At 45.8% G+C, this 22949-nt stretch carries 18 protein-coding genes; 10 read left to right on the top strand and 8 right to left on the bottom strand.

Features of this window, described 5'->3' with window-relative positions; genetic code table 11:
• Positions 1–438: 438 nt before the first annotated feature.
• Positions 439–1824 (top strand): alanine/glycine:cation symporter family protein, encoded by a 1386-nt coding sequence (locus ACKPBX_RS08565; RefSeq protein ID WP_119093921.1) that lies wholly within the window; start codon positions 439–441, stop codon positions 1822–1824.
• An 85-nt stretch (positions 1825–1909) separates the two neighbouring features.
• On the top strand, positions 1910–2140 hold the full coding sequence (locus ACKPBX_RS08560; RefSeq protein WP_319995127.1) for a heavy-metal-associated domain-containing protein: 231 nt from the start codon (positions 1910–1912) through the stop codon (positions 2138–2140).
• Between the two features lie 187 nt (positions 2141–2327).
• Here the strand turns inward: ACKPBX_RS08560 and ACKPBX_RS08555 are convergent, their stop codons facing one another.
• From ACKPBX_RS08555 to ACKPBX_RS08540, 4 genes are all read right to left on the bottom strand, one after another.
• Positions 2328–3476, bottom strand: a complete 1149-nt coding sequence (locus tag ACKPBX_RS08555) for a mannitol-1-phosphate 5-dehydrogenase (protein WP_319995126.1) — start codon at positions 3474–3476, stop codon at positions 2328–2330.
• Position 3477: 1 nt separating this feature from the next.
• Complete coding sequence (locus ACKPBX_RS08550; RefSeq protein WP_319995125.1) at positions 3478–3918, bottom strand: PTS mannitol transporter subunit IIA; 441 nt, start codon at positions 3916–3918, stop codon at positions 3478–3480.
• A gap of 18 nt (positions 3919–3936) precedes the next feature.
• Positions 3937–6009, bottom strand: a complete 2073-nt coding sequence (locus ACKPBX_RS08545) for a BglG family transcription antiterminator (protein ID WP_319995124.1) — start codon at positions 6007–6009, stop codon at positions 3937–3939.
• Positions 6010–6110: 101 nt separating this feature from the next.
• Complete coding sequence (locus tag ACKPBX_RS08540; protein WP_319995123.1) at positions 6111–7556, bottom strand: PTS mannitol transporter subunit IIBC; 1446 nt, start codon at positions 7554–7556, stop codon at positions 6111–6113.
• Between the two features lie 439 nt (positions 7557–7995).
• Between ACKPBX_RS08540 and glmS the strand changes: the two genes are divergently transcribed.
• From glmS to ACKPBX_RS08500, 8 genes are all read left to right on the top strand, one after another.
• Positions 7996–9804 (top strand): glutamine--fructose-6-phosphate transaminase (isomerizing), encoded by a 1809-nt coding sequence (gene glmS, locus ACKPBX_RS08535; RefSeq protein ID WP_319995122.1) that lies wholly within the window; start codon positions 7996–7998, stop codon positions 9802–9804.
• A gap of 643 nt (positions 9805–10447) precedes the next feature.
• On the top strand, positions 10448–11842 hold the full coding sequence (locus tag ACKPBX_RS08530; protein ID WP_319995121.1) for an L-cystine transporter: 1395 nt from the start codon (positions 10448–10450) through the stop codon (positions 11840–11842).
• A 350-nt stretch (positions 11843–12192) separates the two neighbouring features.
• On the top strand, positions 12193–14103 hold the full coding sequence (locus ACKPBX_RS08525; protein WP_319995120.1) for a heavy metal translocating P-type ATPase: 1911 nt from the start codon (positions 12193–12195) through the stop codon (positions 14101–14103).
• Between the two features lie 240 nt (positions 14104–14343).
• Positions 14344–15054 (top strand): Crp/Fnr family transcriptional regulator, encoded by a 711-nt coding sequence (locus tag ACKPBX_RS08520; protein WP_319995119.1) that lies wholly within the window; start codon positions 14344–14346, stop codon positions 15052–15054.
• Positions 15055–15164: 110 nt separating this feature from the next.
• On the top strand, positions 15165–15455 hold the full coding sequence (locus ACKPBX_RS08515; RefSeq protein ID WP_319995118.1) for a hypothetical protein: 291 nt from the start codon (positions 15165–15167) through the stop codon (positions 15453–15455).
• Positions 15456–15503: 48 nt separating this feature from the next.
• Positions 15504–16427: an exonuclease domain-containing protein gene (locus tag ACKPBX_RS08510; RefSeq protein ID WP_319995117.1), complete on the top strand. Its 924-nt coding sequence runs from the start codon at positions 15504–15506 to the stop codon at positions 16425–16427.
• 11 nt (positions 16428–16438) lie between these two features.
• Positions 16439–17293 carry a MurR/RpiR family transcriptional regulator gene (locus tag ACKPBX_RS08505; protein ID WP_319995116.1) on the top strand — a complete coding sequence of 285 codons (855 nt, stop codon included), beginning with the start codon at positions 16439–16441 and terminating at the stop codon, positions 17291–17293.
• 399 nt (positions 17294–17692) lie between these two features.
• Positions 17693–18064: a hypothetical protein gene (locus ACKPBX_RS08500; RefSeq protein ID WP_119093914.1), complete on the top strand. Its 372-nt coding sequence runs from the start codon at positions 17693–17695 to the stop codon at positions 18062–18064.
• A 265-nt stretch (positions 18065–18329) separates the two neighbouring features.
• On the opposite strand, the gene ACKPBX_RS08495 is transcribed toward ACKPBX_RS08500, so the two are convergent.
• From ACKPBX_RS08495 to ACKPBX_RS08480, 4 genes are all read right to left on the bottom strand, one after another.
• On the bottom strand, positions 18330–19220 hold the full coding sequence (locus tag ACKPBX_RS08495) for a DMT family transporter (protein WP_168173267.1): 891 nt from the start codon (positions 19218–19220) through the stop codon (positions 18330–18332).
• Between the two features lie 183 nt (positions 19221–19403).
• Positions 19404–19535 carry a hypothetical protein gene (locus ACKPBX_RS08490; protein ID WP_267896502.1) on the bottom strand — a complete coding sequence of 44 codons (132 nt, stop codon included), beginning with the start codon at positions 19533–19535 and terminating at the stop codon, positions 19404–19406.
• A gap of 48 nt (positions 19536–19583) precedes the next feature.
• Positions 19584–20804, bottom strand: a complete 1221-nt coding sequence (locus ACKPBX_RS08485) for a MalY/PatB family protein (RefSeq protein WP_319995115.1) — start codon at positions 20802–20804, stop codon at positions 19584–19586.
• A 302-nt stretch (positions 20805–21106) separates the two neighbouring features.
• Positions 21107–22915 carry a DUF4153 domain-containing protein gene (locus ACKPBX_RS08480; protein WP_086629924.1) on the bottom strand — a complete coding sequence of 603 codons (1809 nt, stop codon included), beginning with the start codon at positions 22913–22915 and terminating at the stop codon, positions 21107–21109.
• Positions 22916–22949: the final 34 nt, after the last annotated feature.

Here is a 22949-nt window from a genome sequence, read left to right as displayed (position 1 = left end):
AGACTTAGCCCTGCATATCACAAAGTCATCACAATCGGAACGATTGACAATGCTGAAATGGCTGCCGCAGGCTATATTCTCATCATTTTCTAATTTACTTTGCCTAAAACTACTCTTCTTGCTCAGATTGTTCCTCGTGATCACCTATGTAATATTAATCAATTTATTTGCTAATATTTTTTAACTCCATTCTCTGAAAACAACTGTTCTGAACGTTCATATTTTTTTAGGTTGCAGCTTGAATTCACGGAAACAAACATTATTATCAAGCAGAAACATGTGTTTTTATTCACAGAACTCTAACCTTACCCTCGCTTGGAGCTGTTTTTTCTAATGAAAGTTTCACAATTGCATTGACACAGCCGTGTGATATCGATAGAATATCAAAGATACATAATAAAATGGTGTGAATTCACTTATTGGAGGATTTGGTATTATATGGATGTTATATATAATTTTTTGGCCGACTATGTGAATGTTCTCTTATGGGACTACTTTTTGACATATGGCCTGCTGTTCGCCGGATTGTACTTCTCGATTCGCTTCGGGTTCCCGCAAGTCACGCGCATGTGGGAAGCTTTCAAACAAGTTTTCGGTAAATTGTTCAAAAAGGACGTTTCCCAAGAAGGTTCCATGTCCTCCTTCCAGGCCTTGGCGACTGCTGTTGCCGCACAGGTAGGGACAGGAAACGTGGCGGGTGTGGCTACGGCCATCCTCGGTGGTGGGCCGGGAGCGATCTTCTGGATGTGGGTCTCCGCTTTCCTTGGTATGGGTACAATTTTTAATGAAGCGATCCTGGCGCAAGTCTACCGGATGCGCGACCGCAACAAAGGCGACCTCGTCGGTGGACCGGCATACTACCTTTCAAAAGGTGTCGGATCCAATGCTTTGGCGAAATTTTTCTCCGTTTCGCTTATCGTAGCTTTGGGATTCATCGGTAACATGGTGCAATCGAACTCAATCGCATCGGCTGTGACAACCGCATTCGCCATTCCGGAATGGGTGACCGGACTCGTGATCGCTTTGGCAGCCATCCTGATTTTCGCAGGCGGAATGAAGCGCATCGCTACCTTCGCGGAATTCGTCGTCCCAATTATGGCGCTTGTTTACATCGTCGCCAGTCTCGTTATCTTATTCCTGTTCCGTGATAATGTGATACCTGCCTTCAAAATGATTTTTGTCGGCGCCTTTACGCCGCAAGCCGCAATCGGCGGTATCGCTGGAGCATCCGTAAGAGCCGCAGTCCAAAAAGGCGTAGCCCGTGGTTTGTTCTCGAACGAAGCCGGAATGGGTTCGACTCCGCATGCGCATGCCGTCGCGCACGTTGATCATCCGGTACAGCAAGGATTGGCAGCGATGGTCGGCGTCTTCATCGATACCGTCATCGTCTGTTCCGCAACTGCACTGATCATCTTGGTGACCGAATCCTATCTGGATCCTGCCTTGAAGGGTGCGCAAGTGACCCAGGCCGCGTTCTCGATTGCTTTCGGTGGCGGCGGATCCGTCCTGTTGGCCATCTGCCTGACCTTCTTCGCTTTCACGACAATCGTCGGCTGGTACTACTTCGGCGAATCGAACATCAAGTATCTGTTCGGAACGAAAGGTGTTCTGCCTTATCAGATTCTGGTGGCGATTTTCATCTTCCTGGGTGCGCTTCAGGAAGTCGATATCGTTTGGATGCTTGCCGATACGTTCAATGCCTTGATGGTCATCCCCAACTTGTTCGGTCTCTTCTTTCTGTCCAATCAAGTCAAAGGCATTTTGGAGGATTACGACCGCTGCAAATTGGAAGGCCGCATCTTCTACGATTACGATGTAAAATGATTTTGAATACTTGATGCCGGTCAAGTCCTTTCCGGCGTATTCCGCTTATACTATAGTCATATCAGACAAATAGGAGGAATGAATCATGAGCCAAGCTGTTATCCAATTAGGACCCGTCACTTGCCCATCCTGCATCAAGAAAATCGAATCTGCCGTCAGCAAAATCGATGGGGTCGCAACCGTCAAAGTGTTGTTCAACTCAAGCAAAGTCAAAGCCGAATTCGACGGCAACAAGACTTCAGGGAACGACATCAGCGAAATAATCCAAAAACTGGGTTATAGTGTTGAGCACGTCAAAGTTTCTCAGAGAACCTAAAGAAGGGGCCCAGGCATACTATGCTTTGGGCCCCTTTTCCCTTTGGGTCGTTGTTCTTTCGAAATAGTACAGTTGCTTTTGTTCCCTTTCGCCTAACTCCTAAAGTAAGCCCGGCCATCCGAAAAAAGCTCTGAAGGCAAGGGCCTTCAGAGTTTGCATACATCCAATAAAATAGTGATGTTAGGGTCTATTTTACTAGTGCTTGGTATTCTTTTTCAATCGCCGCAAGCAGCTTTTCATCAGTCAAGCCTGTAACTTCTTTGGCAACTTCTTGAAAAGGTTTCTCTTTCAACATAGCAAGCAACGCTACGCTTTCGGTGTCCTCGGAATCATCATACACGAAAATTTTCGCTACGGTTTTGATCAGATGTGAATAATTTAATCCTTTTTCTGAAAGACTGCGGATAGGTCGGATGAAACGTTCATCAAACCCTAACTTTCTCATTGGTGTCCTTCCAACGCGGGTAATTTCATCAACAATATATGGATTCGCAAAACGTGAAATGATTTTGTGGATGTATGTTTGGTGTTCTTCTTTATCGAAGCCCCATTTTGCGACCATCAGTGAGCCTGTTTCAGACAACACATTCAATACTTGCTCTTTCAACTCATCATCTTGCAGTGCCTCTAAAATGGTTTGATACCCTTTTAGTTTGCCTTCATAGGCTACCGTTGCGTGTCCTGTGTTTACAGTAAATAGTTTTCTTTCGATGAACGGATCCAAGTTTGCTGCATAATGAACACCCTCTAAGCGTAATGCCGCATTTTTCATACCAGTTTCATCAACAACCCATTCTTTATAAGGCTCCACAGTAACACGGAGGATATCTTCATGGTGTTGCATTGGCACGATACGGTCAACAGCCGCATTTGGGAACCCAACGAACTTATCCAAATAATCAACATCATCGCCATCTAAATATTTTACCACTTCTGATTTCAAAAATTCTGAACCGCCGATCATGTTTTCACACGCCATGATGTCCAAGCCTTTTTCGATATCATTATTTTTGCGGATTTTGATTCCTTTTGCGATCAATTCCGCGATATAAGGTAAAATGTTAGGCCCGATAGCAGTCGTCACTAGATCCGCTTTAAGGAACGCATCAATAACCTTTTGCGGATCTTTTTTACTGTTGATGCCAGAAACGTGATCAATTGCTACTGTGCGTTTTCCTTCTTCAGCAATTTCAATCTCATAACTGCCGCGAGCATTCAACTCATCAATGATTTTCTCATTGACATCAACAAAAATTATATCAAATCCGTTGTTGTGCAATACTTCTCCGATAAATCCCCGACCAATGTTGCCTCCACCAAAATGTATATCTAACATATTATTCCAAGCCTCCCAATAATTCGATGATTTCTTTCTTATCTGTAGCGGCAACTAACTTAGCCACGTTCTCAATTTCCGAACAATAAATCGCAATTTTCGAAAGAATATCCAGATGTTCGTTGCCTATGCCTGCAATTCCAAAAACCATTGTTACTAACTTGTCATCAGAGGACCCATCAAAATTCACGCCATTCGGAACTTGTATAACTGAAATGCCCGATTTATTAACGAATTTTTTTGCATCCTCTGTTCCATGCGGAATGGCAATAAAGTTCCCTATATAAACAGATAGCATATCTTCGCGTTCAATCATTTTTTCGATATATTCTTTTTCCACATAACCATTATCAACTAACAGTTGGCCAGCAACTCGGATCGCATCATATTTTGATGTGAATTCCTGATTCAATAAAATATTACTCTCTTTTAAGATTGCCATAATTTTTTCTCCTTATTGTTAACTGTATTTTTTTATTATATTTACAAACAGGTTATTCAGTAATTTTTCGATATTTTCCTTTGTCCCCAAATTAAAAATTTCTAGATTTAAATTACTCTCCACCATAGATGCTGAAATGGCACCAAGTATTTCTTTTGTTGAGGAATCAATATCTTCTGGAGCGAGCATCAAGAGGACGCGTTTCAATTCCATGCTATCTTTATTGATATCCAAAATAGGAACAGATTTTGCTAAATCATAGATTCCAAAGAACGGATTTTTCACTTCTTCAGATAGGCAGTGAAAGAACCCAATGCCTGTCTGCGGCAATCCAATCGGCGCTAAGTGCATGCGTTCCAGCAATTGTTTTTGGACGACCATTGGATCCGCTAAGATTGTCCCCTGTAACCGTCGGCAAATAGCCTCCAAATAAGCTTGTATTGAAGACTCTTCTTCCATCTTGCACACCTCAAAATTCGTCAGTACAAATTTAGCCGTTTGGAAAAGTTGATAATATTCCATGAAATCCTGATCCCCTCTGGAAGGGATATCACCTCTGGATTTCCCTTTCAATGGTTCAAATACCGCTTGATCAGGAGGAATGAGGGTTTTCACTTTTTCACGTATACCAATAATTTCATCCTCCATCAACAAGGGTGTCACAACCTTATAATCATGTTCAAAACCTTGCAGGAAAGTAGTCGATAAAATCAAATCAAAATTACCCAATTCTAATTCATGTAATTTTGAGATGCTTGAAGTCGTGACATCATGAATTTCAGGTATATAGCGGCGGATACGAGTCTCTAAGATTTTGGTGGTTCCTACTCCGCTCGAACAAATCAGGAGTGCTGAGAGTTGATGTATTCTTGGAACTTTTTCAGCAGCAGAAGCAAAATGGACAATGATGTAGACTATCTCGTTCTTGCTGAAACGGACTGTAGGAAAGACTACTTTTAAAGCTTTTTCAACGGTGGAGCCCAATGCATCATATTGTTTAAAAATTTTATCCAGAAACACCTCATGTCCTTCTGGCATAGGGACATAGGTTCGGTTGATGGCGGCGCCAATATGCGACAATAAATCTTTAAACAGAGTGTCATCCTGATTGAAATTCCAACTCAATTCATCAGAGACAAGACGAATCAATTCATGGACATGGTAAGCTAAACTGGACTCAAATCCCTCCAAAAAATCTGCTGTATTTACGGGTAGATTCAAACCTTGGATTTGAAAAGCTATGAAAGCAACTTCCTTTTCATTGTATTCTGTTCTGGTTGTTTGCTGAATCTTCTCAAAAATTATTTTTGCGATTTCCAGAACCCTTTCGTCCTGGATTATTGAATTATTTTGAGATAATGTGAAGATACTTTTCCCTTCCTTTAAACGCCACAGCGTCACAGCGATAAAGGTAGTGATTCTTTTCAACCGAACATCAGTTACATGCAGGAAATAATCTGCTGCAACCTGAGTGATGATGTCATAGGCCACTTTCATATCCCAGGGTTGAATGTATTGAAAAAAAGGATTATTTTGAAGTGATTTTTTTTCATCAACAATTTGAAAAAAATTATATTCATCAATTTCCATATTAACCAACCCGCTAATGACCAACCGAATATCGCTCTCAGTTCCTCGCGCTGAAATACCACGGCCTTTTTTTCGCTGAATTTCAATATGATAGGCTTTTAGTGTTTCTTCAATTGCTTGGAGATCAAGTTGGATCGTACTTATTCCCACTTTATATTGATTTGCTAATGCCTCTGTTTTGATTTCTTCCTCTGCAGTCAACAATTCAATGATCAGCAGGCTCTGTCTTTGCTGGGTGGTTAATTCCTCCGACCAATTTAAATCCAATTCTTTTTGCAACTGGTGAAGATTCTCTAGAGAACCTTTTAAGAAATATCCCCTTTTTGAATCATTGCTTATCTTTATTCGATAGTTTGCTAAGACATCTTCCAAACTTTTCATATCTCGATAGACCGTGCGCTCACTTACTTTCAACTGATTGCGGATATAGTCAATCAAAATACCCTTAGGTTGATTCAGCAACAGCATCATAATCTTTTTTTCTCGTTGTGTCAGGTACATAAAACTCACTCATTTCGCTAGCACTCTATAAAATTGAAAGCAGAAGCCAGCACCCGTTTTCAATAGGTTGCTAGCTGCCGCTTATTTTGAAAAAATCTTAACTATTTTTTAAGCTTTTCAACGATTTCATCATATTTTGGAGTGCTTAGGAAATTATTTACACCAACATGCACTGCATTAGGTGTTTTAGCTTTTGCACGTTGCAGTAACTCTTCCTGCGTAACAACCAGTAAACCTTCTACATCTTCTAAGTTACTGATGGCCATATTTGTAACCGGGATATCCATACCGGCTTCCGTTACTTTTTTACGTAACAATGAAGCTCCCATTGCACTTGAACCCATACCTGCATCACAAGCAAAAATGATTTTCTTGATGCTTCCGGCAGAGATATTTTCTTCTTTTGTGCCTGCTGCAGATACTTGAGTCGCTTGGCCTTTTGATTCAGTTTTCATCGCAACGGTCTGAGCAACTTTATCTTCGAATGACGTTTCATCTTCTGCACTTGGTTTAGTGGCTTTTAAGATGATACTGGCTACCAAGAAGGAAACGACCGCCCCGGCTAGGACACCTGCGATAACTGGCAAAAATCCACCTTTAGGACTCATAGCGAAAATAGCAATAATTGAACCAGGTGAAGCAGCAGCGATTAAACCAGATCCCAGAATTGAGTTAACAAAAGTACCCGCAATCCCCCCGGCAATAACTGCAAGGAATAAAACTGGATTCATCAAGACATATGGGAAATAGATTTCATGAATCCCACCGAAGAAATGAATGATTGCAGCACCCGCTGCAGTTGATTTAGCTGAACCTTTACCGAACAACATGTACGCACCCAACAGACCAAGCCCTGGTCCTGGATTAGCTTCTAATAGGAACAAAATGGATTTACCTGTTTCTGCAGCCTGTTCGATACCCAATGGCGTTAAAATACCATGGTTGATAGCGTTGTTCAGGAATAAAACCTTAGCAGGTTCAATGAAAATATTCGCCAATGGAAGTAATCCGGCCCCAATCAACCAATCAACACCATTTGCCATTATGCTTGTGAATGTCTCTACGAAAGGACCTACAGCATAGAAACCTAACACGGCAAGGATAAAGCCTATAATACCAGCAGAGAAGTTATTTACTAACATTTCAAAACCAGATTTAATTTTTCCTTCCATCGCCTTGTCAAATTTCTTGATCAACCATGAAGCAAACGGCCCCATTGCCATTGCCCCAATGAACATCGGCACTGTAGATCCACCGATAACCCCCATAGTTGCAATTGCACCGACAACCCCACCACGGTGACCATAGACTTTATGACCTCCGGTAAAAGCAATCAGTATAGGCAATAAGTAGGTTAGCATCGGACCAACAATTGTCGCTAGCTCTTCGTTCGGCAGCCAACCCACTTCAATAAATAGTGCAGTGATGATTCCCCAAGCAATAAATCCAGCAATATTCGGCATGATCATCCCGCTTAAAAAACTACCCAGCTTTTGAACCTTGACTTTTACACCGTCTTTTGCAGCAGTATCATTATTTGTAGCCATTGAATTTTTCCTCCTCGTATAAGTTCAATTACTTACTTACAAGCATAGTATATTGGTAAAAGAATGCGTTTTCAAGATAATGCACTTGTGAATTTGGCAAAATAAATTTTGACAACATCATTGTTTCGTTTCTGACAACCGCGAGTAATTTGGGAAGCTACGCTCTAGAATGACGGATAATAGTCGATTGCCTAATATTCAGATTCATGCTATCATAATGATGTTTTCTGAAAATAAAAAAGGAGGATATATAAATCAATCGGGATAGCGCCAGACCCAATTTCATTTGGGTGACGAGGAAGAAGTTTATCGAAAGATTCGGCGGATGACTTCAGGCTAGTGTAGTCTACAGAATAAAACAACCAGCGCGAGCTGACAAAAAACTATTCACACACCAGAAAACACAAAACTACCTTATATAAGAAAAGGATGATTAGATATGTGTGGAATCGTAGGATACATCGGAAAAGGCAAGGCACAAGAAATTTTAGTTGCCGGTTTACAAAAATTAGAATATCGCGGTTATGATTCAGCGGGAATTTATGTTGTTGATGAAAATAAAAAGGGTCATATATTCAAAGAAACAGGCCATATTGCTGCATTAAAAGAAAAAGTAAATTTTGACATTTTTGCTCATCAGGGTATTGGCCATACGCGATGGGCTACCCATGGGGAACCAAGCATTGAAAATGCTCATCCGCATCAGTCCCCTAATGGACGTTTCACTTTAGTCCATAATGGGGTTATCGAAAACTATCGTGAGCTGAACGAAACTTATTTGGAAGATGTCGCTCTAAATGGTCAAACAGACACAGAAATTGCCGTGGCTGTTATCGAATATTTTGCTGAAAAAGATAATCTATCTGGAAAAGAAGCCTTCAAAAAAGCGCTTGAAGTGATCACGGGATCATTTGCGTTTGTTTTAATGGATAAAGAAACTCCAAACACTTTATATGCCGCAAAAAATAAAAGTCCTTTATTAATAGCTAAAGGCGACACTTTCAACGGTATCGTCAGTGATGCTATCGCTATGATCCAACTGACAAATCAGTACGTTGAAATCCATGATGGTGAGTTGGTTATTGTAACAGCTGACAAGGTTACGATTGAATCATTCGATGGCACAATTAGGGAACGTGCCCCATACACAGCTCATCTCGATTCAAGTGATTTAGAAAAAGGGACCTACCCATTCTACATGTTGAAAGAAATCGATGAACAACCCGGCGTTATGCGCAAAATCGTTAAAGAATATTCCGATGACAAAGGCGGATTCAACATTGATGCCGCTTTACTTAAAGAATTGGCAGAAGCGGATCGCATTCATATTATAGCTTGCGGGACAAGCTATAATGCAGGTTGGGTCGGCAAATCCTTGTTCGAAAATATTGCTAAAATCCCTACAGAAGTGCATTTGTCCAGTGAGTTTTCATATAATACGCCATTAATCCAAGGTAAACCATTCTTTATTTACCTCTCTCAAAGTGGCGAAACAGCAGACAGCCGCCAAGTGCTTGTAAAAACAAATGAATGGAACTTCCCTGCTGTGACGATTACAAACGTACCAGGTTCTACCCTTTCACGTGAAGCAAAATATACTTTATTGTTACATGCCGGCCCTGAAATCGCTGTTGCTTCAACAAAAGCTTACACTGGCCAAATCGCGGTCCAAGCAATGCTTTGCGAAATTTTAGCAAAAACAAAAGGTGTACAAACCGATATCGACATGGCTCACGAATTAAGCATTGTTGCTAATGCAATGGATGTCATCATCAATGATAAAGAGACCATTCACGACTTTGCAATAGACTATGTTCAGAGCGCCCGTAATGCTTTCTATATCGGTCGCGGATTGGATTACTATGTATGTATGGAATCATCGCTGAAATTAAAAGAAATTTCTTACATACAAGCGGAAGGATTTGCGGCTGGAGAATTGAAACACGGCACAATCGCTTTGATCGAAGAGGGTACACCAGTCCTTGCGATCATTACCCAGAAAAACGTTGCTTCCCACACCAGGGGTAACGTTGAGGAAGTACGTTCCCGTGGAGCCAATACGCTTATCTTTGCTATGGAAGGATTGGAAAAGAAAGGCGATCAATTCGTAATGCCTGCCGTTCATCCAGCGTTAACACCTTTATTAGCTGTTGTTCCGGGACAATTATTCGCCTACTACGCAACACTTGAACGTGGCTATGACGTTGACAAACCACGCAACCTTGCTAAGAGTGTTACTGTAGAATAATAAAACGCCTTGAAAAAACTCAATTTATTCCTATTCTCGTACAGATGGAGTAAATTTTGGTTCTCTGTCAAATAGCGTTGCTGAGATGCTTACCTATTAAAATATGATGATCACATTCACAACCCCCAAAAAGACTTTTTCTTTTGGGGGTTTGTGTTTTTTTATCGTCTGAAGAAAATTGAATTGGCTGAATAACGTTCAGCCTCCTTCAAACAGACCGCGTTGAGGCGGTGCTGGATCTTCCAAAATTATAAACGTTAAAGAATCATCTCTAATCCAAATAAGTTGCTTTTGAAAAATAAGCGTGCTATCATGAAAAAACAAATGAAAATAAACGTGCGTTGAAGAGAAGAAGTACCTTTCACGGTCATCAAAGAGAGCCTCAATCGGTGAGAAGAGGCATGGTCAGGAAAGCGAAAATGCGTCTCGGAGCAAAATGATGCGTTAGTGTCATTTCGGTTTGTACCCGATAGCGTACAGAAGTATGGCTGGTTTTGCGTACTTCATAAGGCACCATCCGCGAGGGTCGTGCGAATAAGGGTGGATCACGAAGAGCTTTCGTCCCTGTATTCCAAGTATTTGGAGTATAGGGACGAGGGCTTTTTTACGTTCTCGGGATAGATAAATTTAAGGAGGAATTCAAATGGATATCATTTCCATTGTCATTATTTTAGCTGTATTTGCGGCATTGCTTTTCGCACTTTATCGTTTGGGCGCCAAACACGTCAAGTTTTCAAAACGTGTTTTCATCGCACTGGCTTTAGGGGTTATCTTCGGGGCAGCCATCCAATTGCTTTTTGCACCGGACAGCACAATCACAATCACTGCAATCGATTGGATCAATATCGTCGGTAACGGTTACGTCCGCTTCCTACAGATGCTGATCATCCCATTGATTTTCGTCTCTATCGTGGGCGCTTTTACCCGCATCGAGGAAACCAAAAATCTGGGCAAAATCAGCGGATCCGTTCTTGGCACTTTGCTGGGCACAACCGCCATCGCGGCTCTGATCGGGTGGGCATCGGTCATTCTCTTCAATCTTGATGGCGCGCAATTCACGCAAGGTACCGCTGAAACTGCAAGGATCGAAGCTTTGACTACCCAACAGACACAAGTCGCTGACTTGACGATTCCTGGTCAAGTGCTCAGCTTCATCCCGACCAACATCTTCCAGGATCTGGCCGGTCTGCGCAGCACGAGTACGATTGCCGTCGTGGTCTTTTCCGCTTTTGTCGGAATCGCTTATATGGGCATCAAGAAAAAACAACCCGACAATGCCGCTCTATTCAAGAAAGGGTTGCAAGTCATCCAATCGATCGTCATGCGCATCGTTACTTTGGTCCTTCGTCTGACTCCATACGGAATCTTGGCCTTGATGACCAAAATGATGGCGACATCCAGTTACCAAGCCATCGTCAACTTAGGACTGTTCGTGGTCGCTTCCTATGCCGCGTTACTGGTCGTCCTGCTGGTGCACAGCTTGATTTTGGCTGGAGTCGGCGTCAATCCGATTACCTACTTCAAAAAAGCTTTCCCGGTATTGAGCTTCGCCTTCACTGCCCGTTCCAGCGCCGGCGCACTGCCGTTGAACGTTGAAACACAAACGAAAGCTTTGGGCGTCGATGATGCTTCCGCCAACTTCGCCGCCAGCTTCGGCTTGTCGATCGGTCAGAACGGTTGCGCGGGCGTCTATCCTGCCATGTTGGCGACCATCGTGGCTCCAACTTTGGGCATCGACGTCACCAGCATCGGTTTTGTATTGACATTGATCTTGGTCGTTACGATCAGTTCCTTCGGGGTTGCCGGTGTCGGCGGCGGTGCTACTTTCGCCGCTTTGATCGTTCTGGGCGCCATGAACTTGCCTGTCACAATCGCCGGACTTGTCATCTCCGTTGAACCGGTCATCGACATGATGCGCACGCTGACAAACGTCAACGACAGCATGCTGGCTGGCGTCGTTTCTTCCCGCAACATCGGGGAATTTGATTCTTCCATCCTGAATGATGAAGCTGCTGTTGTCGATGGGGATGCGATTTAGTCTTCTATTTATATCTGTCCTGACGAAGGACTCGGCTGCCTGCAATTTGCGGGCAGCTTTTTTTGTATTCGGATACCATTGAGCGGTGAAGTCGCTGCGCTCCTCCGGTGAGGCTTCCCACACCGGAGAACAGCGGTAACTTGCGGGCTCTTCTCCTGCGGGCAGGGTTTCGTCGGAGCACAAGACTTAAATGTGGGCCGTACTCCGGCGTAGCCTCCGTTCGCCGGAGGAAAACGGTTGAGATTCTGCTGAGCGAAATTGCGCATCCAAAGCTTGACCCCCATCAAGTCGCTTTCCTGCCTGATGGCGTATGATTAGGCTATAGGAAAATACCAGAGGAGGTCATTAAAATGATCAAATGGATAAATAAATACAAAAACCGCATTACCGCACTATCAGGCTTCCTAATCGTCATCGGTTTTGCTTTGAAAACCCTCGGATATACCACTGCTGCTGACTTCGCGCTTATCTTCGCGACGCTCATCGCGGTGGTTCCGATCATGTACAAAGCCTATCTGGCGTTGCGGATGAAGGCTTTCAGCATCGAGCTGCTGGTGACGATTGCCGTCATCGGTGCGCTGTTCATCCGCGAATATACGGAGTCTTCCGTCGTCACCTTCCTGTTTCTGTTCGGTGACTTCCTGGAAGCACGCACCTTGGAAAAGACCCGCTCTTCTCTGCGGTCGTTGATCGACATGGCGCCCCAGGAAGCGATCGTCCTGCATGGCACCGATCAAGTCGTTGTGCCGGTCGAGGAAGTGGCTGTCGGGGATCGGCTGTTCATCAAGCCCGGCGGCAAAATTCCGGTTGACGGCATCATCGTGAAGGGTCAGGCGGCCATCAACGAAGCCGCTGTGACGGGAGAAGCGATCCCGGCCAATAAATCCTTGGATGACAAAGTCTTTTCGGGTACATTGGTGGACGATGGCTTCATTGAAATGATCGCGGAAAAGGTCGGCGATGACACAACTTTCGCAAAAATTATTGAATTGGTCGAAGAGGCGCAGGAATCCAAATCCAAGGCCGAACGTTTCCTAGATGCCTTCGCCAACTTCTACACGCCGGCGATTGTGGTGCTCTCCGTCATCGTTTACGTTTGGACGCGCGACCTGCATCTTGCCATCACTTTCCTTGTGATCGCCTGCCCGGGTGCGCTTGTGATCGGTGCTCCGGTATCGAACGTGGCCGGCATCGGCAACGGCGCCAAATACGGCGTGCTGGTGAAAGGTGGCGAGGTCATGGATCGCTTTTCCAAAGTCGATACACTTGTTTTCGACAAGACCGGCACGCTGACGAAAGGCAAACCGGAAGTGACCGATATCCATGTCCTCAGTGGCGCCGATCGCAGCGAACTGCTGCAGCTGACGGCTTCGGCGGAGCGCATTTCCGAACACCATCTCGGACAAACAATCGTGAAATACGCACATCAACAAGGGCTGGAAATATCTGTTGCGCCGAAAGATGCGGAAGTCATCAAAGGCCACGGATTGAGAGCGACAGTTGAAGGTCAACGTCTCGTCGCCGGCAACCGCAAACTGATGGTCCAGTCCGGAATCTTGATAAATGAAGCAGCAGAAATCTACGCGATTGCACGCGAAAAAACCGGCAATACCGTCGTTTTCGTGGCCATTGACGGCACGCTCGCCGGGCTCTTCTCCATTGCTGATCAGATCCGCGAGGACGCACCGCAGGCTTTGGCCGAAATGCGCCGCAACGGCATCAAACAGATCATTATGCTGACGGGGGACAACCGCCACACCGCCCAAGCGGTCGCCGAACAATTGGGATTGGACGCTTTCCATGCCGAGCTGTTGCCGGAGGACAAAGTGCGTTTCGTCAAACAACTGCAGGCAGATGGCGCCGTCGTGGCGATGGCCGGTGACGGCATCAACGATGCACCGGCCATCGCGACAGCCGACATCGGCTTGGCCATGGGCGAAGGCGGGACCGACATCTCGATGGAGACAGCCGATGTTGTGCTGATGGCCGACAAACTGATGCAGTTTTCCCATGCTTATTCGCTCTCAAAGGCGACCATGCGCAACATGAAACAGAACATCGCCATTGCGGTTGGAGTCGTGTTCTTCCTTTTGGCGGGCGTGCTGATGGGTTCCGTCCATCTCGCCAGCGGTATGTTCATTCATGAAGCCAGCATCCTGGCCGTCATCCTGAACGCTATGCGTTTAATCGGCTTCAACCGGAAGAAAAGCGGAACGGGTTCGTTCAGCCATGAGAGAAATTTAGGAAATCGTGCCGACTGAGCATCGTAGAGCGCAATATGCTGAGAGACTTCCTGCGTCAGCAGGTTAGTCGAATAGTATCCTTGGCTCGTAGAGACAAGGGGTTCCTTTATCCTTTCCGAAGGGCTAACCCGTGAAACTAGCCATCAGTCGTTATAAAAAGCTCACATCCAAGATAAAATTCGCATGCAGCCTACGGTTTGCGGTACAATTTAAGCAACCAAGACTGCCTGTCCCATTCCGAAACGGAGGATTTTCCCTATGAACGAAACCCATAAACCAGCGCACAATTGCGGCGGAGACTGCGCCTGCAACTCGCACAAATCCTGCATTTCGCTGGTGCCGATCTTCAATCACTTGGAGCCGGACCAGATGGACGAAATCATGTCCGTCACGCATCCGGCGACCTACAAAAAAGGCGAACTGCTCTACCGCCCCGATGATACGTCGGATACACTCTATATCCTCCATTCCGGCCTGATCCGCATTTACCGGCTGGCCGAGTCCGGAAAAGAGCAGCTCGTGCGTTTCCTCAATCCTGGCGATTTCACTGGTGAGTTGGCCCTCTTCAGCGAATCGAAGCACGAAGCCTATGCCGAAGCGGTGAAGGAAACCCAAGTTTGCCGGATGAAAAGGAACGATCTACAGCACTTTTTGTTGAAATACCCTGCCATTTCTTTGAAATTGCTGCAGGAATTCTCCAACCGTCTGGAAAAGTCGGAACGGCAGACGACCTACGTGGCGACCGAAAAAGTCGAAGCCCGCTTGGCCCTCTACCTTGCCGAACTGGCCACGAAGGACGGCGACACCATCACCTTGCCGATGTCGAAGAAGGATCTGGCTTCCTACCTCGGAACGACTCCGGAAACGATCAGCCGCAAGATGGGTTCGTTGGAGGACCACCACCTCATCAAACAACTGAATCACCGCGAAATCGTCATCTTAGATCTCGACGGCTTGTTGTTTTTATGAAACACTCCCGCCTTTCCGCATAATCGGAAAGGCTTTTTTGTCGGATCACAACCGTATTCCACAAGCGCCCTTTGTGGTAGAATAGGCTTACGAAAAAGGGGGAAATTTTGATGACAGAAAAAATGAAGCAAAGGCTTTTGTTGGCGTTTGCCACGGTTGTCGGCTTCGTGATCGGCTACCTGAATCCTGCGACTTCGCAGGCGCTTTTGTCGGGCATCGGCTGGATTGCGGGGATCGGCATGTTCATCCTCTTCCGACGCTCCAATAAAAACCCGTCCCGGGATTATACAGCAAGCTGGGCCTATATTTTGATCCGCATGCTGTTGTTTTTCATCATCGGCGCGGCTTTGGGCAGCATGATCCCTTATTACCAACAGATCATGGCTTTGCAGCAGCAATAAGCCATCTATTCATTTTTCACTAAACAATCAAAAGGAGTATGTATGCACATGGATTACGTCGCCATTGACTTTGAAACTGCAAACAGCCGTGGTGACAGCGTCTGTTCCATTGGCTTGAGCCGCTTTTCCGACGGCAAGGAAATCGATCGCTACTATGCGCTCATCAATCCGCGCCAGTATTTCAGCCGCGGAAATATTCAAATCCACGGCATCACCGAGGACATGGTCGCTCGTGAACCCGACTTTGCCGGCCTATACCCAGACATCCGTTCCTTCATCGGAACCGATCCGCTGGTGGCCCACTTTGCCCAATTCGATATGAGTTGCCTGCAACAAACGATTGAAACTTACAAACTGCCGAAGATGCAGAATGAGTTTTTCTGTTCCTGCAAGATGGCGCAGCGTATGCTGGATCTGCACAATAACCGCTTGCCGACCGTGTTGGACTACTTCGGCATGACGATCGATAATCACCATAATGCCGTGGAGGATGCGGTCGCCTGCGGGCTGATCACCAGCAAAATGCTGGCGCAATACGACTATGATATCCAAGGTTTTCTGGACGAATACCAATACCGGATGGGCAAATTGTTCTCGCATGCTTTCGGAGTGACGAAAGGCGGCAAAAGTACGCCTGCCAGACGAACAAAAACGGCGGCACCGCTGAAGCCGAAGAGCCTGCTGTTCGATAGGGAACACGTCTTTTACGACAAGCACGTCTGCTTTACCGGTCGCTTCCAAAAACTGAAGCGCAACGATTTGGCCCAGCTCGTCGTCGACGTCGGCGGCCATTTCGATGCCAATCTAAGTTACGAGACCCTTTATTTGGTCGTCGCCGACAGCGATTGGCGCAAGATCGGCACACCGAGCGAGAGCCGCAAAATCCAGGTAGTCCGCGAGCTGCAAGGCAGCGGCCACAATTTGACGATGCTTTCGGAATCGGATTTCCTGCGCAACTTTCTGAAGGAATGAGGTGAAGACAGATGAATATCTTCAGCAAAATGGACAATTTAGTGAGCCTGACCGAAAATGAGAAAATTTTGGTTTCCTATATAAAAGAAAATCCCGAGGCTTTCGTGAAGATGAATTCCGCGGAAATCAGCGAAGCCAGCTTCATTTCGAACGCAACGATCTACCGTTTGTGCAAAAAATTGGACCTGGCCGGACTTTCCGAATTGAAGATCTTGGTTTCGGCTTCGATGGGTGATTATCTGAAGGAACGGACGACCCTTGATTTCAACTATCCGATCCACTCCAACGAAACCCAATACCAAATTACGCGGACGATGCAGGAACTCTATGAGCAGACTGTGGTGTCCTCGCTCAACAACCTGGATCTGGAACAACTTCGGCAGGCGGCTTCCTTGATTAAAAAGGTTCCAGCCATCGACCTTTATACTTCCGCCGGGAATCTGTTCTTCGCCGAGAACTTCAAATTCCAGATGCAGGAAATCGGCAGATTCGTCAATGTCCCGATCGAAGAGTATCATCAACGTTTGACGGCGGCCGCCAGCGATTCTTCGCACCTTTCCATTGTTGTTTCCTACGGAGGACGGGGCACGGTCATTCCTGAAATCGTGAAGATACTGCAGAATAACCGATCGCCCATCCTGTTGATCACATCTACCGATGAGATTCCTTTCGCGAGCGCCGCCACGCATCACCTGTACATGAGCTCAAATGAAAGTCACTACAATAAGATTTCTTCATTTTCGACCAGGCTTTCTTTGCTGTTCTTGCTGGATTGTCTTTATACCAGCTATTTCAAACTCGACTACGAGCACAATGTCGCACTGAAGATGGATTACTACAAAAAAATCAGCCGAATCATCTGGTGATGATCATCGGAAAAGCCACTCCTTCTGAAAAGATTCTCTCACTGTTCAAACCATACGGATGCAAGTTTTGAGAGGTTTCTTTCATTAGTGGCTCGGCACCTTTTTTCAAAAATAGTTATGGCTTATACTGAATCCATCCATAAAAGAGGAACCTTCATTTCTTAATGAAATCCTCCCGGCGTGAGATCGCTCAGTCAGTAAGCGTCGGAAAAAAATGACTCCATTCTTGAGAAGAAAGGCCTTCAACCACGTACTGCCATACGCAATGAGGCATTCTGCTCTACGAAAACCGGACAAATCTGTCCGGTTTTTTGTGTGTTTTTAGACCTGTTGATTAGCTTCTTGGTATAATAAGGGCGAAGAATTATTGCTGTTTTATTTATGGAAGAAGGAACCGATATGTTTAAAAAGACTGGAGACAGATCCGGGGAAGTAACCTTGTACAGCGGTAGGATGAGTTGGTGCCGAAGCGAACAGTCCGCTCTGGATGGCTTTGGCTTTTTGACAGACAAGCAACTCCGCTTCGACATGCCGGAAATAGCCAAAATCATGACAAAAATTTTCTTCAAACCCTTCTCAAAAGCCTTCGCTGATGGCATCTACGATATCGCTATTCCCTATGATGACATCAGGAGCGTACGTCCAGGCGCTTACGGCCTCCGCAAAGCGCTGATCATCGAAAGGAAAGACGGTACCCTCTTCAAATTCGCAGTCAATCACTATGATACATGGGAAAAAGCCATCCGGAAGCGCATGATAAAAATCGCATAACAACTGAATCTATACCGAACGAAAGGGGCGGCCTCGTTGGAGGCCGCCCCTTTCTGTGTTTTGATATTCGCGTTCGTGGCGGAATTCCCCGCCAAAATGGTTTTGACGGGCAATCTCATGTTGTCCACGGACGTTTTTCCCCGCCAAAGTGGTTTCGGCGGGTTTTCTGACTGTTATTTGAACTGATTTTCCCCGCCAAACCGCTTTTGACGGGTTATTTCTGAGCATAAAGCCGCTTTCCATATGGAAAGCCTCTACCTTTTTGCTACTCTTTGCTGATCACTACTTGTTTCTCTTTGTTGCCCAGAAATTCGTTCAGGAAGGCCGCAGCCAGTATCAGCACGCCTCCCGCCAATTGCACGGGTGACAAGTCTTCTTTCAGGAATACAGCCGAAACCACAATCGCCGTCACCGGATCGACATAGCTGAGCACAGCGAATGTCTGGCTCTCGACAGCTTGGGCGCCTGCAAACATCAGCACATAGGCAATCCCCGTGTGGATGATCCCCAAAACCAGCAGACTGGTGATTGAGCTTCCAGTCAATTGTCCCAATCCGAACCCGGAAGTCAGTGCAACATAAGGGGTCAGGATTCCGGTTGCGATGACGAGCGTCAAAGCAGTCAAAGGGATCCCTCCAAGACCCGCGATTTTTTTGTTGGACATGATGGCCACCGCATAGAAAAATGCAGCAGCCAAACCGAATCCGATCCCGACCGGATGATTATATGCCCCCGCATTGGGGCTCACTCCGATAATCAGGAACATCCCGAGCATCGCCAACAGGACGCAAGCGATCTTCTTAGCGGTCAAGGATTCCTTGAAGACGAACGGTGCCAACAGCGTCATGAAGATCGGTTGGAAATAATAGCTCAAGGTTGCATTCGATACCGTCGTGTAACGGAAAGCTTCAAACAGCAAGATCCAGTTCATGCCGACAGCAAAACCCGAAAGCAACAGGAACTTTGCATTTTTCCTGACCAACGCCAAAGGGATCCTTTCCTTGCGCACCAACAATGTCCCCCAGAGGAACAGACTCCCCAAAGCGCCCCTGAAGAAGGCAACCTGATTGGAAGCCAAGTCAATATTCTTAACGAAGATGCTGATCGTCCCGAATATCAGCATCGATAGCATCACTTTACCTTTTCCTTTCGACACAACCCCACACCTTCCCTTAATTGATGAAAATAGTACACCCATCATATCACAGAGTTTACCTGCCGGGACAGGGCTGACGCAAAAAAATACGGAACGCGCAGCCAGCTGCGTTCCGTATTCTTTTATGGATCAATTGTCATTAAGACATTGCTTCATGCGTTCCCCATGCGAATTTGTCCAAAACTAATCGATGGACGCAGTGATGATGGAAGCTTCCCTGATTTCTTCTACTTTTTTTGGTTTCTTTGCCTTTTCAGGTTTCTTTCCAGCGAAATAATAGACAACGGATCCCCATTTAATAAAATTTTTCATCATTGTTGCTCCCTCCTTCATTATGAAACGCACATCTTGCTGGTTTACTGGTTACTGTTGCATTAGGTACAATGCTTGCCCGAGACGATCGAGCGTGTCTTCGATCACTTTGGTCGGCGCCGCCAAGTTGATGCGTTCGTAGCCTTCGCCCTCTTCACCGAAGATATAGCCTTCATCAGTGAAGAACTGCACTTCCTCGCGCATGAACTTTTCCAGTTCTTCCGCCGAAAATCCTAATGCTTTGAAGTTCACCCATTGTAGATAAGTCCCCTCAACCAAGGGTGCGGTTATCTTAGGGAAATTCGCAGTGAAGAAATCACGCACCAGATGCTGGTTCCTGTCGATGACCGGAATCAGATGATCAAGCCACTGTTCCGCTTCATCGTAGGCAATTCGGCATCCTTCCAACCCCAGCGTCCCGACCATACCGCAAGCGACACTTCCGAGCGCATCGGACAGTTTCTTCCGCAAAGTCTCATTTTGAATGATGATGTTGGAAGTGCACAGCCCAGCCAAATTGAATGTTTTGGATGGCGAAGTGCAGGTGATCGTTCTTTCAGCCACTGCGTAGGAAAGTGTCTGGAAAACCTTATGTTCGTAGCCGGGCATGATCAGGTCATGATGGATTTCATCCGCGACGATAATCATGTCATAGCGCAACACGATATCCGCCAAGCGCGCCAACTCCTCTTCCGTCCACACCCTTCCGACTGGATTATGGGGACTGCAGAAAATAATGAGCTTGTTCTCTTTCTTACGGCAAAGATGCTCAAGCCCTTTAAAGTCGATCGTGTAATCGTCCGCGCGATTCAAGAGAGGATTCCTGACGACTTTCCGTCCCGCATTTTCGATGGCTCCAAAGAAAGGATAATAAACCGGCGTCATGATGATGACACCTTCACCCGGCTGGGTATACGCCCTGACTGCCGCATAAAATGCTGAAACGACACCGGGACTGGTCAAAATCCATTCCTTCTCCACCTCAAAATTGTGCCGGCGTCGTTGCCAATCGATGACCGCTTGATAGTAGCCTTCGGTAGGGACACTATAGCCCAGTATGTTGTCCTCCAAATATTCCTGTAAGCCTTTGGTGATCTCGGGCGCAGTCCTGAATTCCATGTCCGCCACCGTAAGCGGCACCACATCATCCGCTACATCCGGCATCCATTGATACATCTGTTGCCATTTCACGGAGCCTTTGTTTTTTCTGCTGAGGACCGACTCGAAATCATATATTTTTTTGTTTCCTTCAATCTCCATCCCATACGCCATATTATCTCTCCCTTCCCAAACGTGTAAGATTTAATCACACGAACGTCGGATCGGCACCTCATTTGTGAGTGCAATTCATTTATGAAACTAACTATAAGGGGATTTTTGGCCATTGTCTACTTTCCTATAACAAACCAGGTCACAAAACCTCACATGCCTTTAAAATCCCTTCCCAGACCCCTACCCAATCGCTGCTCCTCCGCGTTACCATTCCTAACATGATCTTTCACTAAAAAACAAAAAAGCCCCAATTACGCTATATTCACGCAACCGGGACTTAGATAGTATTTTTCTTGGAAGACTTATTTGAATTCAATGAAGAGATACAGATCTCCACCTGTGAAATCCGGCGTACGCTCCAAGGAATTGACCAAAATATTCATTCGGATCTGGTCATTTTCGGTGGTTATCGTCGCATCCTCAGTCGTCAGATTCCCTTTGTCGAAGCCGGAAGTCGCAGCCTCCTCGAAAATGGTATCGTACACTTCGCGGGTATTGTAGGCGATCAATTCTTCTCCTGCCGCATCCTTTACGGTCAAGACATAATACGTGCCATCCAACCTTTTTTCCAGTTGGTATGGTTGTCCATCCACTTCAAAATCGGTAGTTTCAACTGGGCTTGTTTCGACTTCGGAATAGTAAAGATACTGGTGGACCATGACATCGAAGTTTGCGATTCCAAGTACGGGATCGGCATCCCAATTCAGGTAGACGAATTCGCCTTCGCCTTGAGGATAATCCGTTTCGGAATAGGTCATGTCGAATCCGTAGGTATCGCTGAAATCACTGTAGACATTGAAATCACTCGGCAGGTAGGCTACCTCTTTATTGTAGCCCATGTTGTCGATGTAGGAAGCGACCTTTGTGATGACAATCTTATCGCTGAGGGAAACGTCACTTTTCGGAACGATGGCGTTATTTACCAACATATCATTTTCAATCAGTTTCTGTTCCAAAAAGCCGATTTGGTTGTTCTTGCTGACGGTAAAGGCATCAATCGGCGGAATGATGGAAATAGCCGACAGCGCAAGCAAAGCGATGGCGATCAAACCATTATGCTTCGGTTTCATGAAACTGAAGATCACTCCGGCTATCGTCGCGAAGATGCCGAACAGGATGACATAATAGCGGCCGTGCGTGACGCCCATCTCCCTGATTTTCAGGAAGGAAGCGATGGTCTGGAAGACGACAATCGGAATCAGGACCTTAGGGAAAATCTTGCGGAACAGGTCAGCAAATTTATTCTCGAGATTGCAAGCAAGGATATAGACGATGATGACGATGATCGCATAGGAAACAAGCAGTGGTTCCAAAAGATTGTCTGTCCAGAATTCCCCTCGGATATTCATGACGACATAGACCACAAGGATCAACGTATAAATGGCCGTCAACGGGATGATGATGTAGGAAATCAGAACTTCCAAGAAGCGCGGCACAATAAATTGACGTTCCAATGTTTCCCCGCGTTTCGCCCACGCCTCATCCGGTATCATTTCTTCACGTTTGCCCGGGTACATTGGTGTCATCGACAAGAAATAGATCGGCGCGAACAAGGAACCGACTATGTTCAGAAGATGTGTGAGCATTTTATAATCGATATTGAAGAGAAGGTAATCCGTAGCGTAAAAAATGGCGCTGATACCTGCTGCCAACACTCCTGAAAAAAGTATGGTCGTAAAGAAGGCTTTCAGTGCTGACAAAAAACTCCGGTGGAAAGGTGCTTTAACACTTTTGATTGAAGGTATCCAAATAAACGCGATCATGAGAGCGAACAGTGCCACACCTGTTTTTACACTGATTGCTATATTGTACAGCGTCTGCGGCCCGACCGCGAAGTAGTAGCCTGTCGCAAGCAACACCGCTCCGCCCATCAGCAGATAGCGGGCATTCAGTTGTGTAAAGAAACGTTCATAAATCATTTGGCCGACGATGCTCAACATGGCCCCCACCAAAAAAGTGAACAGATAGCGGGCATAATCCTCGCGCGGGTTTTCGATCATGAAGCTGTTCAAAACCGCGACCGCAATCAAAAAAAGTACGGTCAATGGATAACGACTGATGGAACGTCCCATTCCTTTGTAGGCTTTCCATAATGATTCTTTGAATTTCATTTTTGCCACTCCTTTCAGGCATTCGGATGATCGG

It is taken from the genome of Trichococcus shcherbakoviae (assembly GCF_963666195.1).
Classification (GTDB): domain Bacteria; phylum Bacillota; class Bacilli; order Lactobacillales; family Aerococcaceae; genus Trichococcus; species Trichococcus shcherbakoviae.
The sequence above is the reverse complement of the archived record's forward strand: the minus strand, read 5'-3'. Positions and strand labels throughout refer to the sequence as shown.

What these genes read in the sequence shown, in the direction of transcription:
- ACKPBX_RS08565 (WP_119093921.1), top strand. Translation starts at nt 439, where the DNA reads ATGGATGTTATATATAATTTTTTGGCCGACTATGTGAATGTTCTCTTA.
- ACKPBX_RS08560 (WP_319995127.1), top strand. Translation starts at nt 1,910, where the DNA reads ATGAGCCAAGCTGTTATCCAATTAGGACCCGTCACTTGCCCATCCTGC.
- ACKPBX_RS08555 (WP_319995126.1), bottom strand. Translation starts at nt 3,476, where the DNA reads ATGTTAGATATACATTTTGGTGGAGGCAACATTGGTCGGGGATTTATC.
- ACKPBX_RS08550 (WP_319995125.1), bottom strand. Translation starts at nt 3,918, where the DNA reads ATGGCAATCTTAAAAGAGAGTAATATTTTATTGAATCAGGAATTCACA.
- ACKPBX_RS08545 (WP_319995124.1), bottom strand. Translation starts at nt 6,009, where the DNA reads ATGTACCTGACACAACGAGAAAAAAAGATTATGATGCTGTTGCTGAAT.
- ACKPBX_RS08540 (WP_319995123.1), bottom strand. Translation starts at nt 7,556, where the DNA reads ATGGCTACAAATAATGATACTGCTGCAAAAGACGGTGTAAAAGTCAAG.
- glmS (WP_319995122.1), top strand. Translation starts at nt 7,996, where the DNA reads ATGTGTGGAATCGTAGGATACATCGGAAAAGGCAAGGCACAAGAAATT.
- ACKPBX_RS08530 (WP_319995121.1), top strand. Translation starts at nt 10,448, where the DNA reads ATGGATATCATTTCCATTGTCATTATTTTAGCTGTATTTGCGGCATTG.
- ACKPBX_RS08525 (WP_319995120.1), top strand. Translation starts at nt 12,193, where the DNA reads ATGATCAAATGGATAAATAAATACAAAAACCGCATTACCGCACTATCA.
- ACKPBX_RS08520 (WP_319995119.1), top strand. Translation starts at nt 14,344, where the DNA reads ATGAACGAAACCCATAAACCAGCGCACAATTGCGGCGGAGACTGCGCC.
- ACKPBX_RS08515 (WP_319995118.1), top strand. Translation starts at nt 15,165, where the DNA reads ATGACAGAAAAAATGAAGCAAAGGCTTTTGTTGGCGTTTGCCACGGTT.
- ACKPBX_RS08510 (WP_319995117.1), top strand. Translation starts at nt 15,504, where the DNA reads ATGGATTACGTCGCCATTGACTTTGAAACTGCAAACAGCCGTGGTGAC.
- ACKPBX_RS08505 (WP_319995116.1), top strand. Translation starts at nt 16,439, where the DNA reads ATGAATATCTTCAGCAAAATGGACAATTTAGTGAGCCTGACCGAAAAT.
- ACKPBX_RS08500 (WP_119093914.1), top strand. Translation starts at nt 17,693, where the DNA reads ATGTTTAAAAAGACTGGAGACAGATCCGGGGAAGTAACCTTGTACAGC.
- ACKPBX_RS08490 (WP_267896502.1), bottom strand. Translation starts at nt 19,535, where the DNA reads ATGATGAAAAATTTTATTAAATGGGGATCCGTTGTCTATTATTTCGCT.
- ACKPBX_RS08485 (WP_319995115.1), bottom strand. Translation starts at nt 20,804, where the DNA reads ATGGCGTATGGGATGGAGATTGAAGGAAACAAAAAAATATATGATTTC.
- ACKPBX_RS08480 (WP_086629924.1), bottom strand. Translation starts at nt 22,915, where the DNA reads ATGAAATTCAAAGAATCATTATGGAAAGCCTACAAAGGAATGGGACGT.